Annotated in this window: 10 protein-coding genes and 1 tRNA gene; 1 reads left to right on the top strand and 10 read right to left on the bottom strand. The window is 71.5% G+C overall.

The window, feature by feature from the left end:
• Positions 1-133: 133 nt before the first annotated feature.
• The 8 genes from ACIQWA_RS14830 to ACIQWA_RS14795 all read right to left on the bottom strand — a co-directional run bounded on the left by ACIQWA_RS14830 (position 134) and on the right by ACIQWA_RS14795 (position 10,918).
• Positions 134-829, bottom strand: a complete 696-nt coding sequence (locus ACIQWA_RS14830) for a response regulator (protein WP_360226129.1) — start codon at positions 827-829, stop codon at positions 134-136.
• On the bottom strand, positions 822-3,422 hold the full coding sequence (locus ACIQWA_RS14825; protein ID WP_402482277.1) for an ATP-binding protein: 2,601 nt from the start codon (positions 3,420-3,422) through the stop codon (positions 822-824). The genes ACIQWA_RS14830 and ACIQWA_RS14825 overlap by 8 nt, the downstream gene beginning before the upstream one ends.
• 175 nt (positions 3,423-3,597) lie before the next feature.
• Positions 3,598-4,227 (bottom strand): potassium-transporting ATPase subunit KdpC, encoded by a 630-nt coding sequence (gene kdpC / locus ACIQWA_RS14820; RefSeq protein WP_402482272.1) that lies wholly within the window; start codon positions 4,225-4,227, stop codon positions 3,598-3,600.
• Positions 4,228-4,249: 22 nt separating this feature from the next.
• Positions 4,250-6,364, bottom strand: a complete 2,115-nt coding sequence (kdpB, locus tag ACIQWA_RS14815) for a potassium-transporting ATPase subunit KdpB (protein ID WP_402482269.1) — start codon at positions 6,362-6,364, stop codon at positions 4,250-4,252.
• Entirely contained in the window at positions 6,364-8,025 is a 1,662-nt protein-coding gene (kdpA, locus tag ACIQWA_RS14810; RefSeq protein ID WP_402482266.1) for a potassium-transporting ATPase subunit KdpA, read from the bottom strand. Before kdpA ends, kdpB begins: the two co-directional genes overlap by 1 nt.
• A gap of 1 nt (position 8,026) precedes the next feature.
• Entirely contained in the window at positions 8,027-8,116 is a 90-nt protein-coding gene (kdpF, locus tag ACIQWA_RS14805; protein WP_045693083.1) for a K(+)-transporting ATPase subunit F, read from the bottom strand.
• 488 nt (positions 8,117-8,604) lie between these two features.
• Complete coding sequence (locus ACIQWA_RS14800; protein WP_402482264.1) at positions 8,605-10,434, bottom strand: APC family permease; 1,830 nt, start codon at positions 10,432-10,434, stop codon at positions 8,605-8,607.
• 403 nt (positions 10,435-10,837) lie between these two features.
• Positions 10,838-10,918 (bottom strand) — tRNA-Tyr (locus ACIQWA_RS14795).
• Positions 10,919-11,136: 218 nt separating this feature from the next.
• Here ACIQWA_RS14795 and ACIQWA_RS14790 point away from each other — a divergent pair.
• Positions 11,137-11,625: a YajQ family cyclic di-GMP-binding protein gene (locus ACIQWA_RS14790; protein ID WP_360226108.1), complete on the top strand. Its 489-nt coding sequence runs from the start codon at positions 11,137-11,139 to the stop codon at positions 11,623-11,625.
• A gap of 147 nt (positions 11,626-11,772) precedes the next feature.
• Here ACIQWA_RS14790 and ACIQWA_RS14785 read toward each other — a convergent pair whose 3' ends face one another.
• On the bottom strand, positions 11,773-12,834 hold the full coding sequence (locus ACIQWA_RS14785) for a threonine aldolase family protein (protein ID WP_402482261.1): 1,062 nt from the start codon (positions 12,832-12,834) through the stop codon (positions 11,773-11,775).
• A gap of 124 nt (positions 12,835-12,958) precedes the next feature.
• Entirely contained in the window at positions 12,959-14,176 is a 1,218-nt protein-coding gene (locus ACIQWA_RS14780; RefSeq protein WP_402482258.1) for an acetyl-CoA carboxylase biotin carboxylase subunit family protein, read from the bottom strand.

Below are 14,176 nucleotides of genomic sequence, written 5' to 3'. Positions count from 1 at the left end.
ACCACGGAACACCGTCCCCGACCGGCCTTGACGCTCCCCTGTCGCCCACCGACCGTCTCTTGACGGCTCGTTGACGCCGTCCCGGTCGGGACCGGCCCCCGGCACTTACCGGTACCTACGGCACGTACCGGCGTTACGGCACGTACCGGTAGCCGATCCCCGGCTCGGTGATCAGGTGCCGCGGCCGGGCCGGGTCGCGCTCCAACTTCCGCCGCAGTCCGGCCAGGTAGACCCGCAGGTAGTTGCCGCGCGCCTCCTGGGCCGGCCCCCACACCTCGCGCAGGATCTGCCGCCCGGGCACCAGCCGGCCGGGGTTGGCGAGCAGCAGGCCGAGGATCCGCCACTCGGTCGGGGTCAGTCGCACCGGGCCGCCCGGCCCGACCACCGTGGTGGCCGCGAGGTCGACGGTGTGGTCGCCGATCACCGGCCGGCCCAGCGGCACCGGGCCCAGCGGCCGGCGCAGCACCGCCCGCAGCCGGGCCAGCAGTTCGTCCATCAGGAAGGGCTTGGTGAGGTAGTCGTCGGCGCCCGCGTCCAGGGCGCCGATCTTGTCGGCGGCGTCGGCGCGGCCGGAGAGCACGATGATCGGCGCCGCGCTGTGGGTGCGCAGTCCGCGCAGCACGTCCATGCCGTCGAGGTCGGGCAGGCCGAGGTCGAGCAGGACGGCGTCCGGGGCGGAGTGGGCGGCCCGGTCGAGCGCCTCGCTGCCGCTGGCGGCCGTGCGGACGGCGTACTTGCGGGCGCTGAGGTTGATCCGCAGGGTGCGCAGCAGGGCCGGTTCGTCGTCGACGACGAGGATCTCGCAGTTCTCGATGGTGTGCTCACTCATGGTGCGGTGGCTCCTCCCCGGTGGCGCGGTGCTCGGTGGCGCGGTGCTCGGTGGCGGGCTCGTTGACAGCGGGCTCAGCGGCGGCGGGCAGGGTGAGCAGCATGGTCGTGCCGCCGCCCGGGGTGTCCTCCACCTCCAGGCTGCCGCCCATGGCCTCGGCCAGGCCGCGGGAGAGGGCCAGGCCCAGGCCGACCCCGGTGGTGTTGTCGGTGTCGCCGAGGCGCTGGAAGGGCAGGAAGACCCGGTCGCGGTCCTCGGGGGCGATGCCGGGGCCGCGGTCGATCACCCGGATCTCGACCTGGTCGGCGTGGTGGCTGGCGGTGACCAGCACGGGCGCCCCGGGGGCGTTGTAGCGCAGCGCGTTGGTGATCACGTTGGCGAGCACCCGCTCCAGCAGCGGGGGGTCGGCGAGCACCGGCGGCGCGGTGTCCAGGTCGAGCGGCTGGACCGGCGCGTACGGGTCGGGGAGGCTGTCGAGCGCCCGCGGCAGGATCTCGTCCAGGTGGGTCTCGGTGAGGTGCAGGGTGAGCGCGCCAGCCTGGAGGCGGCTCATGTCGAGCAGGTTGTCGACCAGCCGGGTGAGCTTGACCAGCGATTCGTCGGCGGTTTCCAGGAGTTCGGTCTGGTCCTCGGGCGAGAACTCGACGTCCGGGCTGAGCAGCGAGCCGACCGAGGCGCGGGCGGCGGCCAGCGGGGTGCGCAGGTCGTGGCTGACGGCGGCGAGCAGTGCGGTGCGCATCCGGTCGGCGGCCTTGATCGGTTCGACCTCGGCGGCGACCACGGCCAGCCGGTCGCGCTCCAGCGCGGCGCCGACGTGGGCGGCGAAGGCGGTGAGCACCCGCTGGTCGGCGGCCGGCAGCCGGCGGCCGGTGAGGACCAGGACGGCGTCGGCGCCGACCGGGACCTCGGTGGTCTCCTGCTGCGCCTCGTCCTCGTCCGGGTACTCGGCCTCGCTGTGGGCGAGCACCTCGCCGTCGGAGCGGGAGAGCAGCACGACGGTCTGCATGCCGAAGGCCGTCCGGGACTTCTCCAGCAGGGCGGGCAGCGCGTCGGCGCCGCGCAGCACGCTGCCGGCCAGGGTGGAGAGGGTCTCGGCCTCGGCGGTGGCCCGGGCGGCCCGGGTGGTGAGCCGGCCGGCGTGGTCCACCACGGTGGAGACGGCGAGCGCGATGGCGGCGAAGACCACCAGGGCGACGATGTTGTTGGTCTCGCCGATGGTCAGGCTGTGCACCGGCGGGATGAAGTAGTAGTTCAGCAGCACCGAGGCGATGAACGCGGCCAGCAGGGCCGACATCGCACCGCCGAGCAGGGCGACGACGACCACGCCGAGCTGGAAGATCAGCGCGTCGGTGGTGAGGTTGATGGTGTCGTGCGCCTGGGAGAGCACGGCGGTGAGCAGCCAGGGGATCACCAGGCCGGCCAGGTAGCCGACGACGGTACGGCGCCGGGAGTGGCGCCGGCCCAGCGAGGGCAGCCGGCCGCGGCCGGTGAACTCGTGGGTGACCATGTGGACGTCGATGTCCTCGGAGGCGTCCACGGTCGTCTGCCCGGTGCCCGGGCCGGTGAGGAAGCGGTTGATCCGGCCGCGACGGCTGGTGCCGAGCACCAGCTGGGTGGCGTCGTGGGCGCGGGCGAAGGCCAGCAGCGCGGTGGGGACGTCGTCGCCGACCACCACGTGGTAGCTGCCGCCGAGGCTCTCGACCAGTTGCCGCTGCTGGGCGAGTGCGCCGGAGGAGGCGCCGGCCAGGCCGTCGCTGCGGGACACGTGCACGGCCAGCAGCTCGCCGCCCGCGGCGACGGCGATCCGGGCGGCCCGTCTGACCAGGGTCTCGCCCTCCGGGCCGCCGGTGAGGGCGACCACCACCCGCTCGCGGGTCTCCCAGACCCGGTCGATGTTGTGGCTGGCCCGGTAGTCGCGCAGCCCCTCGTCGACCCGCCCGGCCACCCAGAGCAGGGCGAGCTCGCGCAGGGCGGTGAGATTGCCGACCCGGAAGTAGTTGGAGAGCGCGGCGTCCACCTTCTCCGCCTTGTAGACGTTGCCATGGGCCATCCGCCGGCGCAGCGCCTGGGGCGCCATGTCGACGAGTTCGAGCTGGTCGGCCCGGCGGACCACCTCGTCCGGGACGGTCTCGCGCTGCGGGATCCCGGTGATCTTCTGGACGACGTCGTTCAGCGATTCCAGGTGCTGGATGTTGACGGTGGTGATGACGTCGATCCCGGCGGCGAGCAGTTCCTCGACGTCCTGCCAGCGCTTGGCGTGGCGGCCGCCGGGGATGTTGGTGTGGGCCAGTTCGTCGACCAGGACGACGGACGGACGGCGGGCGAGCACCCCGTCGAGGTCCATCTCCTCGAACTCGGCGTCGCGGTAGGAGCGGCGGGCGCGCGGCAGGACCTCCAGCCCGTCGATCATGGCCTCGGTGTGGCGGCGGCCGTGGCACTCGATGTACCCGATCACGACGTCGGCCCCGCGCTCCTGTCTGCGCCGGGCCTCGTCCAGCATCCGGTACGTCTTGCCGACCCCCGGGGCGGAGCCGAGGTACACCCTCAGCCGACCGGTGCGGCTGCCGGAGCCGGGGGTGAGGTCGCGGGCCATGGGCACTGCTTCTTTCCATCAGGAGGTGGCGGCGGAGGACGGGTACGCGTCTGCGGATACGGTGCGGCCGACCCGGGCGCGGGGAGCATCCTCCCGCGCCCGGGCCGGCCCGGTCATCCTGGTATGTCGTGCGGTGTCACTGTCCGATCACTTCTGCTCGGTCACTTCTGCCCGGTCACTTCGCTTCGCTGATGGCCGTGTTGAGCAGGACGACGTTGACGCCCTCCTGGCCGAGGAAGCCGAGCGAGCGGCTCTCGGTGTACTTGTCGACCAGCCGGGCGACCGTCTCCACCGGCAGCTTGCGCTCCTTGGCGACCCGGTTCACCTGCTCCTTGGCGTAGGCCACCGAGATGTGCGGGTCGAGGCCGGAGCCGGAGGCGGTCAGCGCGTCGGCCGGGACGCTCGCCGGGTCGACGCCGTCGAACTCGGCGACGGCCTTGCGGCGGTCGTCGACCGCCTTGAGCAGGTCGTCGCTGTTCGGGCCGAGGTTGCTGGCACCGGAGCTGTCGCCGGCGTAGTTGTTGGCGGAGGGGCGGGGCTGGAACCACTTCGGGTCCGGCACCGGCTCCTCCTTGGTGTCGTCCGGGTTCTTCTTGGGGAGGTTGTAGTTCTGGCCGAGCAGGCTGGAACCGATCACCTTCCCGTCGGACTTCACCAGCGAGCCGTTGGCCTTGTCGCTGAACGCGACCTGGCTGATCCCGGTGACCAGCAGCGGGTAGGCGACTCCGAGGATCACCGTGAGCACCAGCAGCACGCGCAGTGCGGTGAAGTGGGTGCGGACGGTGGTCGGCAGGGGCTTGGACATGGCGTTTCTCTCCTTCCCTGCGTCAGCTGAGGCCGGGGATGAACTGGACGATCAGGTCGATCAGCTTGATGCCGACGAACGGCACCACCAGGCCGCCGAACCCGTAGACCCCGATGTTGCGGCGCAGCAGCGAACTGGCGTCGGACGGGCGGTACTTCACGCCGCGCAGGGCGAGCGGGATCAGGCCGACGATGACCAGGGCGTTGAAGATGATCGCCGAGGTGATCGCGGACTGCGGGCTGTGCAGGCCCATGATGTTGAGGTGGCTCAGGCCCGGGTAGACCCCGGCGAACATCGCGGGGATGATCGCGAAGTACTTGGCCACGTCGTTGGCGATCGAGAAGGTGGTCAGCGCACCGCGGGTGATCAGCAGCTGCTTGCCGATCTCCACGATCTCGATCAGCTTGGTCGGGTTGGAGTCCAGGTCGACCATGTTGCCGGCCTCCTTGGCCGCCATGGTCCCGGTGTTCATCGCGACGCCGACGTCGGCCTGGGCGAGCGCGGGGGCGTCGTTGGTGCCGTCGCCGGTCATCGCGACCAGCTTGCCGCCCTCCTGCTCCTTCTTGATCAGGGCCATCTTGTCCTCGGGCGTGGCCTCGGCGAGGAAGTCGTCCACGCCGGCCTCCTCCGCGATCGCCTTGGCGGTCAGCGGGTTGTCGCCCGTGATCATGATGGTCTTGATGCCCATCCGGCGCAGCTCGTCGAAGCGCTCCCGCATGCCCTCCTTGACCACGTCCTTGAGGTGGATGACCCCGAGGACGCGGGCGGGCCTGCTACCGACCTTGGCGGCCACCACCAGCGGGGTGCCACCGGCGGCGGAGATGCCGTCGACCAGGGTGGCGACCTCGTCGCCGACCGAACCGCCGTTGTCGGTCACCCAGTTGGCGACCGAGCCGGCCGCGCCCTTGCGGACCTGGTGGACGCCGTCGGCCTCGTCCAGGTCCACGCCCGACATCCGGGTCTGGGCGGTGAACGGGACCCACGTGGCGTGCTTCAGCTCGCCCTGGGCGCGGGCCCGCAGGCCGTACTCGGTCTTGGCCAGGACCACGATCGAGCGGCCCTCGGGGGTCTCGTCGGCGAGCGAGGAGAGCTGGGCGGCGCCGGCCAGTTCGTCCGTGGACACGCCCGGGGCGGGCAGGAACTCGGCGGCCTGGCGGTTGCCCAGGGTGATGGTGCCGGTCTTGTCGAGCAGCAGGGTGTTGACGTCGCCGGCGGCCTCGACGGCGCGGCCGGACATCGCCAGCACGTTGCGCTGGACGAGACGGTCCATGCCCGCGATGCCGATCGCGGAGAGCAGCGCGCCGATGGTGGTCGGGATGAGCGCCACGATCAGGGCGACCAGGACGATCATCGACTGCGGGGCGCCCGCGAAGGTCGCCATCGGCTGGAGGGTGACAACCGCGACCAGGAAGACGATGGTCAGCGAGGCCAGCAGGATGTTGAGCGCGATCTCGTTCGGCGTCTTCTGCCGGGCGGCGCCCTCGACCAGGGCGATCATCCGGTCGATGAAGGACTTGCCGGGCTCCGAGGCGATCTTCACCACGATCCGGTCGGACAGCACCTTGGTGCCGCCGGTGACGGCGCTGCGGTCGCCGCCGGACTCGCGGATGACGGGCGCGGACTCGCCGGTGATCGCCGACTCGTCGACGGACGCGACGCCCTCGACCACGTCGCCGTCGCCGGGGATGACCTGCCCGGCCTCGACCACCACGTGGTCGCCGAGCTGGAGCGCGGTTCCGGGGACCTCCTCCTCGGCGTCACTGGCCGGCCAGTTGGTGAGGCGGCGGGCGACGGACTCGGTCTTGGTCTTGCGCAGGGTGTCGGCCTGGGCCTTGCCGCGGCCCTCGGCCACGGCCTCCGCCAGGTTGGCGAAGATCGTGGTCAACCAGAGCCAGACGGTGATGGCCCAGGCGAACACCGACGGGTTGGCGATCGCGGAGACGGTGGTGACCACCGAGCCCACCTCGACCACGAACATCACCGGGTTCTTGACCATCACCCGGGGGTCGAGCTTCTTCACCGCGTCCGGCAGGGAGGCGACGATCAGCTTCGGGTCGAGGAGGCCGCTCTGCACTCTGTGCGGCGCGGCGGGCTCGGCCTTGTCGGCCGGTGCGGGGTTGAGCGTAGGGGTGGACATCAGGAGAGACCTTCCGCGATCGGCCCGAGAGCCAGGGCCGGGAAGTAGGTGAGGCCGACGACGATCAGGATCACGCCCGACAGCAGGCCCACGAACAGCGGCTTGTGGGTGGGCAGGGTGCCCGGGGTGGCCGGCACCGGCTGCTGCTGGGCGAGCGAACCCGCCAACGCCAGCACGAAGACGATCGGCAGGAAGCGGCCGAAGACCATCGCCAGGCCGAGCGCCGTGTCGTACCAGTCGGTGTTGACGGTGATGCCCGCGAAGGCCGAACCGTTGTTGTTGGCGGCCGAGGTGAAGGCGTACAGCACCTCGGAGAAGCCGTGGGCGCCCGAGTTGAGCATCCCGGCCCGCTCGCCCGGCAGCGCCATCGCCACGCCCGTGCCGACCAGCACGATGGTCGGGGTGGTGAGGATGTACAGCGAGGCGAACTTCATCTCGCGGCCGCCGAGCTTCTTGCCCAGGTACTCCGGGGTGCGCCCGACCATCAGACCGGCGACGAACACGGCCACGACGGCGAGGATCAGCATGCCGTACAGGCCGGAGCCCACACCGCCGGGCGCGATCTCGCCCAGCATCATGTTGAAGATCGTGATCCCGCCGCCGAACGGCGTGAACGAGTCGTGGAAGGAGTTCACCGCACCGGTCGAGGTCAGCGTGGTCGACGTGGCGAACAGGGCACTGGCCGCGATCCCGAAGCGCTGCTCCTTGCCTTCCATCGCACTGCCCGCGGCCTGGAGGGCGGTGCCGTGGTGCTGCGACTCGGCGAGGGTCATCAGGGCGGTCGAGGCCACCCAGAAGAGGCCCATCACCGCGACGATGGCGTAGCCCTGGCGGTTGTCGCCGACCATCCGGCCGAAGGTCCGGGGCAGGGCGAACGGGATCAGCAGGATGAGGAAGATCTCGAGCCAGTTGGTGAACCCGGTCGAGTTCTCGAACGGGTGCGAGGAGTTCGCGTTGAAGAAGCCGCCACCGTTGGTGCCCAGCTCCTTGATGACCTCCTGGGAGGCCACCGGGCCGCCCGGGATCTTCTGGATCTCACCGGTGAGGGTGTGCGCCTCGGTGAAGCCGTGGAAGTTCTGGATCAGGCCGTTGGCGGCCAGGACCAGCGCGAACACGATCGCCAGCGGCAGCAGGAGACGGAGGTTGATCCGGACGAGGTCCACCCAGAAGTTGCCGACCCGGTCGGTGCGGTTGCGGGTGAAGCCCCGGATCAGCGCGGCGACGACGGCGATGCCGACGGCCGCGGAGACGAAGTTCTGCACCGCCAGGCCCGCCATCTGCACCAGGTGGCCCATCGCGGACTCGCCGCTGTAGGACTGCCAGTTGGTGTTGGTGACGAAGGAGATCGCGGTGTTCCAGGCCTGGTGGCCCTCCATCTGCTGGACGCCCAGGTTCAGCAGCAGGTAGCCCTGGAGCCGGATCAGGCCGTAGAGGAAGAGCACCGAGACGGCCGAGAAGGCCAGCACCGAGCGCAGGTACACCGGCCAGCGCTGGTCGGCGTCACCGTCGACGCCGATCACCTTGTAGATGCCGCGCTCGACTCTGAGGTGCTTGGCGGAGGTGAGGAGCTTGGCGATGTAGTCGCCAAGGGGGCGGTAGCACAGGGCCAGCGCGCCGACGAGGGCGAGGGCCTGCAGCCAGCCCGCGAGAGTGGATCCCATGTCAGAACTTCTCCGGGAAGATCAGCGCCACGACGAGGTAGCCGACGAGCGCGACGGCCACGACCAGACCAGCGATGTTCTCGGCACTCATGCGTCCACCTCGCTTCGCTCGGCAGCCGCTTCGCGCCACACGCGCCTCTGGATGGTTCGTTCACTGCGCTCACTCACAGCTTCTCCACCCCCCGCGCGATCAGGGCGATGACGGCGAACACGGCGACCGTGACACCGACGTAGATGAGATCGGACATGGGCTCCACCAGCGTGGTTCGGGGGATGCCGCGACCGGGCCGAATGGCTTCCGTACGGCGCCGGCGGACGACCGGCAGAGGAAGCAAACCAGCCGTCTAAGGCGCGTTAGGGAGCCCTGACGCCCTCCATACGGGTGACAGCGGTCCGTTGACGCGACCTTGACGCCCGCTTCACCGGGCCGAGACCACCGTGATCGGGCCGAGACCTGGGGTGCTTCGGGTAGGGCGCCGCGGTACGGGGTGGGCACGCGCCGGGCGGGCACGCGCCGGGCCCCGGTACGACACGGCGTCGTACCGGGGCCCGTCCGTCGCGCCTACCGGGGCGGTCGGGTCACATCCGCATCCGCAGCCGGCAGACCACCGCGTCGGTGTGCCGGCGCAGGGCGCGGTCGATCACGGCGCCGCGCCGGTTCTGCAGCGCCCGCTGCCACCAGTGCGCGGGCTCGACCTCGGGGATCAGCACGGTGAGCCGGTCGTAGGCGTGCTCCTCGCCCAGCCGGTTGACGAAGTCGGCTATCGGCTGGCCGAGCCGCCGGTGGTCCTCCGGGATCTCCAGCAGCGGCACGCCGGGCTGCCACAGCTCCCAGTCCCGGCGCAGCGCCTCGGCGTCCGCCGGATCGTGCACCACGGTCACCGCGAACACCTCGTCGCCCAGCGAGAGCGCCGCCGACAGGCCGTCCCGGGTGAGCCGGGTGATCGCCGTCACCGGGACCACCACCAAGCTGCGCCGGCGGGTCACTGGGCCCGGCACCCGGCCGAGCTCCAGCCGCTCGCCGATCCGCCCGTAGCTGCGGTGGATCGCCTCGAACAGCACCACCAGCAGGGGCAGGGCCACCACGATGCCCCAGGCGCCCTCGGTGAACTTGGTGCCGGTCACCACGAGGGTCGCGACGCCGGTCAGCAGCGCGCCGAAGCCGTTCAGCGCGGCCTTCCACCGCCAGCCGGCCGGACGGTTCAGGTGCCAGTGCCGGACCATGCCGACCTGGCAGATGGTGAAGCCGACGAACACGCCGATCGAGAAGAGCGGCACCAGGTCGTTGACGTCGCCGCCGGAGCCGACCAGCAGCGCGGCCGACACCGCGGCCAGGAACAGCACGCCGTACCGGTACACCTGGCGGTCGGCGCGCAGCGCGAAGACGTGCGGGAGGTGGTTGTCCCGGGCGAGCAGGTCCATCAGCACCGGCAGGCCGCCGAACGAGGTGTTGGCGGCGAGGCCGAGCAGGACCACGGTGGCGAACTGGACGACGAAGAAGCCGACGCCGTGGCCGAGCGAGGCGTCCGCGAGCTGGGCGAGCACGGTGACGCCGTCGACCGGCTGGAGGTGGAAGCGGCCGATCAGCACGGCCAGGCCGATCAGCATCACGCCGAGCAGGGCGCCCAGCGCGACCTCGGTGTGCTGGGCCCGCTTCACCCGCGGGGTCCGGAAGGAGGGGACGGCGTTGGCCACCGCCTCCACGCCGGTCAGCGCCGAGCAGCCGGCCGCGAAGGCCTTGAGCAGCAGCAGCGCGCCGACCGCGGTGGCGTTCTCGGCGAGCACCGAGGCGTGGCCGGCGGCGGCCGCGGTGCTGGCCGGGGCGTCCCGGAACAGGCCGACCACGATGATCGCCAGGATGGAGAGCACGAAGACGGCGGTCGGCACCAGGAACAGGCGGGCCGACTCGGCGATGCCGCGCAGGTTGACGGCGGTCACCAGGGCGAGCACGCCCAGGCAGAGCCAGACCCGGTCGTGGTACAGGCCGGGGATCGCGGAGGTCAGCGCCGCCACTCCGGCGGTCACCGAGACCGCGACGTTCAGGATGTAGTCGATCACCAGCGAGGCGGCCGCGGTCAGCGCCGTCCGGCGCCCCAGGTGGGCCTTGGCGACCGCGTACGAGCCGCCGCCGTCCGGGAAGGCCGCGATCACCTGCCGGTAGGAGGCGACCAGCACCGCGAGCAGGACGGCGATCGCCACCGTGACCGGCACCGTGAAGCCCAGCCCGTACGCACCGGCCGAGGCCAGCACCAGCACGACCGCCTCCGGGCCGTAGGCCACCGAGGCCATCGCGTCCAACGACAGCGCCGCCAGGCCGCCGAGGGCGCTGAGCCGGTGCCGTTCGTCGCCCGCCCCGGTATCCGGCGGTTCGTCGGCCGTGACGGCCGGGCTGGAGATGGCGCTGGACATCGGACGGACCTCCGCAGTCGGTAGTTGCTCCGAATCCTGCGGTTCGCGCGCCCGCGCCGAGCCCGTCCCCTACGCGTTCCTGACGCCGTCACCAGCGCCCTTGACGCGGCCTTGACGCCGCCGCCGTACGGCGGAAGGGGTGCTTGGCGGGGGTGGGGTGAGCCGTTGTCCCGGCGGGCGCCGGTTGGGAAGACGATCAGCTCGGTCGAAGGACTCCCACCCCCGGGCTCCCACTCTGCTGCCTGGCCGAGGTAATTGCAAGCAATGCGCAATAAGTGCCGGCAGCCACCCCGAACGGACCCGCTGGTCGGCCCCGCCGGACGGCCCGCCGTTCGATTCCGCCCGACAGCACGAAAAAGCCCCCGATCCGCGTTTCCGCAGATCGGGGGCTGTTCCTATCCGGTGGCTGGTGCAGGGTTCGAACCTGCGTAGCTTGCGCGACAGATTTACAGTCTGCTCCCTTTGGCCGCTCGGGCAACCAGCCAGGATGGTGTCTCGCGGGGCTTCTCGGCTCCGTTCGACGTGGTAAACCATACCTGATCCCGGGGGGTGCTACGCCACTCGATAGATCACGCGATGATCAAGGACCGCCGCGCGGCGGTCACGGGCGGGGCCCGGGTGGCGCTGGATAGGCTTGGGCGGCGGGCGCCCGGTGGGGCGGGCCGTGTCAGTGAAGCCAGAGCATCAAGGAGACCAACACCCATGGCCGACTCCAGTTTCGACATCGTCTCGAAGGTCGAGTGGCAGGAGGTCGACAACGCGATCAACCAGACCTCCCGCGAGATCGCCACCCGCTTCGACTTCAAGGGCGTGGGCGGCGAGATCAAGCGCTCCGGCGAGAAGATCGAGATGAAGGCCAACGGCGAGGAGCGCGTGCTCGCCATCCTGGACGTGCTGCAGACGAAGTTCGTCAAGCGCGGCCTGTCGCTGAAGGCTCTGGACGCCGGTGAGCCGCAGCTGTCCGGCAAGGAGTACAAGATCTTCGCGGACATCAAGGAGGGCATCACCACGGAGGATGCCAAGAAGGTCGCGAAGATCATCCGGGACGAGGGTCCGAAGGGCGTCAAGGCCCAGGTCCAGGGCGACGAGCTGCGCGTCAGCTCCAAGAGCCGCGACGACCTCCAGGCCGTCCAGGCCCTGCTCAAGGGCAAGGACCTCGACTTCGCGATCCAGTTCGTGAACTACCGCTAGTCGACCCCCGGTCGGCCCGCCCCCGTGCGCGGGTGGGCGGCAGGACGGCACGGCCCCGCTCCCGGGTTCGGGGGCGGGGCCGTTCGCGTCGGTGCGGCCGGTGCGGCCGGTGTGGCAGGGCAGCGGGACGGCCGGACGGCCGTGCGGTCAGAGCGCCGCGGCGAGCTCCTCGGCGATCGCGGCGGCGAAGGCGTCGACGTCGGCCTCGGTGGTGTCGAAGGAGGTCATCCAGCGCACCTCGCCGCTCTGCACGTCCCAGGTGTAGAAGCGGAAGCGCTTCTGCAGGGCCTCGGTGGCGGCCGGCGGTAGCACGGCGAAGATCTGGTTGGCCTGCACCGGGCGGTCGATCCGGATGCCGGGCAGGTCCCGGACGGCCGAGAACAGCCGCTGGGTCATCGCGTTGGCGTGGGAGGCGCTGCGCAGCCACAGGTCGGTGCCCAGGAGGGCCTCGAACTGGACCGAGACGAAGCGCATCTTGGAGGCCAGCTGCATCGAGGTCTTGCGCAGGTAGCGCATGCCCTGGACGGCCTCCGGGTTCAGCACCACGACCGCCTCGCCGAACAGCAGGCCGTTCTTGGTGCCGCCGAGCGAGAAGGCGTCCACGCCGGCGTCGGTGGTGAAGGCCCGCATCGGGACGCCCAGGGTGGCGGCGGCGTTGGCCAGCCGGGCACCGTCGAGGTAGACCTTCATGCCCAGGCCGTGCGCGTGGTCGCAGATCGCCCGGATCTCCTCGGGCGTGTAGCAGGTGCCGACCTCGGTGGACTGGGCTATCGAGACGACGGCGGGGCGGGCCCGGTGCTCGTTGTCGAAGCCGTAGGCCTGGCGGTCGATCAGCTCGGGGGTGAGCTTGCCGTCCCAGGCCGGGACGGTGAGCAGCTTGAGGCCGGCCATCACCTCCGGCGCACCGCCCTCGTCCACGTTGACGTGCGCGCTCTCGGCGCAGACCAGGGCGTCCCGGCGGTCCATCATGGCCTGCAGCGCGACCACGTTGGCGCCGGTGCCGTTGAACACCGGGAACACCTCGGCGGACGGGCCGAAGTGGCCGCGGAACACCTCCTGGAGGTGCTCGGTGTAGACGTCCTCGCCGTAGCTGACCTGGTGGCCGCCGTTGGCGACGGCGATCGCCGCCAACACCTCGGGGTGGACGCCCGCGTAGTTGTCGCTGGCGAAGGCGCGGAGCTCGGGGTCGTGTCGTCGCTGCGGGGTCATCGGGTGCTGTTCCTCCACTGGAACGGGGTTGCCGGAACGGGGTTGGTCGTCACCGGCTCTGTCGTCACCGGCTCTGTCGTCACCGGGTTGGTCGTCGCGGGGTCGGTCGTCACGGGGTCGGTGGTCACGGCCGGGCCGGTTCGACGTCGAGCCGGTACTCGGCCATGATCCGGCGGGCCGCGGCCCGCACGCTCCGCTCGTCCGGCCCGGTCAGCCGGAAGCGGCCCGGGACGTGGAAGTAGCCGCCGGTGCCGTCGTACACGGCGCCGGGCTCGGGCAGCACCTCGGCGTACACCTGCGGCACCACGCCCTTCATCGGGGTGCGGTCCAGCACCCGGGCGGGCCGGACGGCGGGCTCGGGCATGACGACCCAGCCGGCGCTGGCGTGCTCGAAGCCGCGGCCGGCCGACTCCAGCGGGAGGCCGAGCACCGTGCGGAAGGTCTCCGCCATCAGGTCGATGCCGTGCACCTCCCGGTGGACGAAGGGGACCTCGGCGCCGCCGGGGCGCATGCCGACCTCCAGGAAGACCGGTTCGCCGCTCGGCCGGCGGATCACCTCCAGGTGGAAGCAGCCAGTCTCCAGGCCGAGCGCCCGGACGCAGGCGAGCGCGAAGGCGGCGAGCTCGTCCCGCAGCGCGCCCGGGTCCAGGAACACCGAGCCGAGCGGGCGGCCCTCGGTGAACTCCAGCGGGGTGTTGACGTAGCCGGAGACGCTGACGAAGTGCTCGCGGCCGTCCGCGAGCACCCCGTCGACGTGGTAGATCTCCGAGGAGACGTACTCCTCGCACTCGTACTCCTCGGCGTCGGTCTCCGCGAGCGCCGCCGTCAGGGCAGCGGAGTCGTGGACGATCCGGACGCCGGCCGAACCGGCCCGGGCCCGCGGCTTGAGGACCATCGGGAAGCCGACCGCGCGCTCCAGCTCGGCGGCCGACGCGCCGCCCGCCAGCGCGGCGAACCGCGGCACCGCCAGCCCGGCCGCGGCCACCCGCTCCTTCATCACCACCTTGTCCTTGAACGCCCGCACCAGGTCGGCCGAGGGGCCGGGGGCGCCGACCGCCTCGCGCACCCGGGCGGCCGTCAGCACGTCGTACTCCGACAGGCCGACCACGCCGTCGAAGTCACCGTGCCGCTCCCGCAGTTCCAGCGCGGCCGCCAGGACGGTGGCGAACTCCAGGTCGGGCACGGTGACCACGCGCCCGGGCTCGATCGGGCCGAGCGCGGGCACGCCGTCGGGCGTGGTGACGACCGAGAGGTCGCAGGGGTGGCCGGCGCAGTACCGCCGGTACTCGGCGTCCTCGTCGTCGTACCGGTTGACGACCAGGTAGTGCGGGTGTTCAGGCAC

This window comes from Kitasatospora sp. NPDC098652 (assembly GCF_044760155.1).
Classification (GTDB): Bacteria; Actinomycetota; Actinomycetes; order Streptomycetales; family Streptomycetaceae; genus Kitasatospora.
This window is presented reverse-complemented; position numbering and strand designations above follow the sequence as displayed.

What these genes read in the sequence shown, in the direction of transcription:
- ACIQWA_RS14830 (WP_360226129.1), bottom strand. Translation starts at nt 829, where the DNA reads ATGAGTGAGCACACCATCGAGAACTGCGAGATCCTCGTCGTCGACGAC.
- ACIQWA_RS14825 (WP_402482277.1), bottom strand. Translation starts at nt 3,422, where the DNA reads ATGGCCCGCGACCTCACCCCCGGCTCCGGCAGCCGCACCGGTCGGCTG.
- kdpC (WP_402482272.1), bottom strand. Translation starts at nt 4,227, where the DNA reads ATGTCCAAGCCCCTGCCGACCACCGTCCGCACCCACTTCACCGCACTG.
- kdpB (WP_402482269.1), bottom strand. Translation starts at nt 6,364, where the DNA reads ATGTCCACCCCTACGCTCAACCCCGCACCGGCCGACAAGGCCGAGCCC.
- kdpA (WP_402482266.1), bottom strand. Translation starts at nt 8,025, where the DNA reads ATGGGATCCACTCTCGCGGGCTGGCTGCAGGCCCTCGCCCTCGTCGGC.
- kdpF (WP_045693083.1), bottom strand. Translation starts at nt 8,116, where the DNA reads ATGAGTGCCGAGAACATCGCTGGTCTGGTCGTGGCCGTCGCGCTCGTC.
- ACIQWA_RS14800 (WP_402482264.1), bottom strand. Translation starts at nt 10,434, where the DNA reads ATGTCCAGCGCCATCTCCAGCCCGGCCGTCACGGCCGACGAACCGCCG.
- ACIQWA_RS14790 (WP_360226108.1), top strand. Translation starts at nt 11,137, where the DNA reads ATGGCCGACTCCAGTTTCGACATCGTCTCGAAGGTCGAGTGGCAGGAG.
- ACIQWA_RS14785 (WP_402482261.1), bottom strand. Translation starts at nt 12,834, where the DNA reads ATGACCCCGCAGCGACGACACGACCCCGAGCTCCGCGCCTTCGCCAGC.